Here is a 1,845-nt window from a genome sequence, read left to right as displayed (position 1 = left end):
AGCAGCGTGTGATTGGGGAGGCTTTGGAGCGGGCGGGGGTCCTGCCGCACGAGGTTGATTATCTGGAGGCGCATGGCACGGGGACGGCGCTGGGCGACCCGATCGAGGTGCGTGCGGCGGCGGCGGCCTATGGGGTTGGGCGGAGTGCCGAGCATCCGCTGCTGATCGGTTCGGTGAAGACCAACATCGGGCATCTTGAGGCTGCGGCGGGGATTGCAGGGCTGATCAAGGCGGTTCTGTCGCTGCAGCACGGGATGATCCCGAAGCACCTGAACTTTCTGACGCCGAGCCCGCGGATCGACTGGGCGAACCTTCCGGTGAAGGTGACGTCGGAGGCGACGGCTCTGCCTGCGGGGCTTGACCGGCCGTGGCGGATCGGGGTGTCGTCGTTCGGCTTTTCGGGGACCAATGCGCATGTGATTGTGGAGAGCTACGCGCGGTCCCGCCCTGCAGCTGGTGCGGCGCCTTCGGACTGCGAACCGCGCCTGGCGCGTGTTCTTCTGCTGTCTGGCAGGACGTCGGGCGCCTTGGCGGCGCTGGCGGTGCGCTGGCGGGACTGGCTTGCCGGTCAGGAGCCGGAGAACGTGGCTGTCCTGGCGGATGCGGTGTTCACGGCGGGTGTTGGGCGGAGCCACTTCAACCACCGTGGTGCGATCGTGTTCCGGGATGCGGAAGAGCTTGGCGCGGGCCTTGCGGCGCTTTCGTGCGCGGATGAGGCGGCGTGCGTTGAAGGCCACGTTGCGGGTGTTGTGACGGGGGTCCGCCACCCGTCCGCGGGCGCGGCGCGGATCGGCTTCCTGTTCACGGGCCAGGGGAGCCAGTGGGCTGGGATGGGGCATCTGCTGTATGAGCGCGAGCCTGTGTTCCGTTCTGTCCTGGAGCGCTGCGAGGCGGTTGTTCGGGCGGAGCGCGGCGTGTCGCTGCTTGATGTGATGTTCGGGCGTGAGGGTGCTGCGGGGGCGCTGGACGAGACGCAGTGGACGCAGCCTGGGCTTTACGCGCTGCAGGCGGGGCTTGTGGCGCTGTGGGCGAGCCTTGGGGTGAAGCCTGTTGCGGTGATGGGGCATTCGGTTGGCGAGCTGGCGGCGGCCCATGCGGCGGGCGTCTATTCGCTGGAGGATGGTTTGCGGCTGGCGCTGGCGCGTGGTTCGCTGATGGGGGCGCTGCCGACGGAAGGGCCCGGGGCCGGAGCGATGGTGGCGGTGTTTGCGCCTGCGGAGCGGGTTGCTGGAGCGCTGCGGAATTATCCTGATGTGTCGCTTGCGGCGGAGAATGGCAGCCACCGTGTGGTGTCGGGTCCGGTTGGTCCCTTGCTGGCGCTGGCGGAAGAGCTGAAGGGTCATGGTGTTCGCTGCGAGCGGCTGCGCACCAGCCACGCGTTCCATTCGAAGCTGATGGACCCGGTGCTGGGAGAGCTTGAGCGGTTTGCCGGCGGGCTTCCTGCGCATCCGGCCGAGACGGTGCTGATCTCGAACGTGACGGGTGAGGCTGTTGGTTCGCAAGAGCGTCTGGACGGGGCGTACTGGAGCCGGCATGCGCGCGCTCCCGTGGCGTTTGCGCAGGGCGTTGCGGGGCTTGCAGGGCTTGGTGTGGATTGCCTTGTTGAGGTCGGCCCGCATGGTGTTCTGACGGCGATGGCGGGGCTGTGCTGGCCCACGGGCGAGCGGCCGCGGCTGGTTGCGAGCCTGACGCGCGGGGAGGAGGGTTCCGCGAGCTTCGCGCGGGCCGTGGGAGCGGTCTATGCGGCGGGCGGCCAGCTTGACTTCGCGGGGCTGTTTGCGGGCGAAGCACGCGCCAGGATCGCGCTGCCCGGCTACCCGTTCCAGCGCCAGCGCTACTGGATCG

The 1,845-nt window shown here is 69.0% G+C and carries 1 protein-coding gene; it reads left to right on the top strand.

Going from position 1 to position 1,845, the window contains the following annotated elements; all coding sequences use genetic code 11:
* Positions 1 to 1,845: type I polyketide synthase (locus tag WCJ41_RS21925; RefSeq protein ID WP_336907955.1), on the top strand; the 1,845-nt coding region annotated here is incomplete at both ends.

It is taken from the genome of Aestuariivirga sp. (assembly GCF_037139295.1).
GTDB lineage: Bacteria > Pseudomonadota > Alphaproteobacteria > Rhizobiales > Aestuariivirgaceae > Aestuariivirga.
The sequence above is the reverse complement of the archived record's forward strand: the minus strand, read 5'-3'. Positions and strand labels throughout refer to the sequence as shown.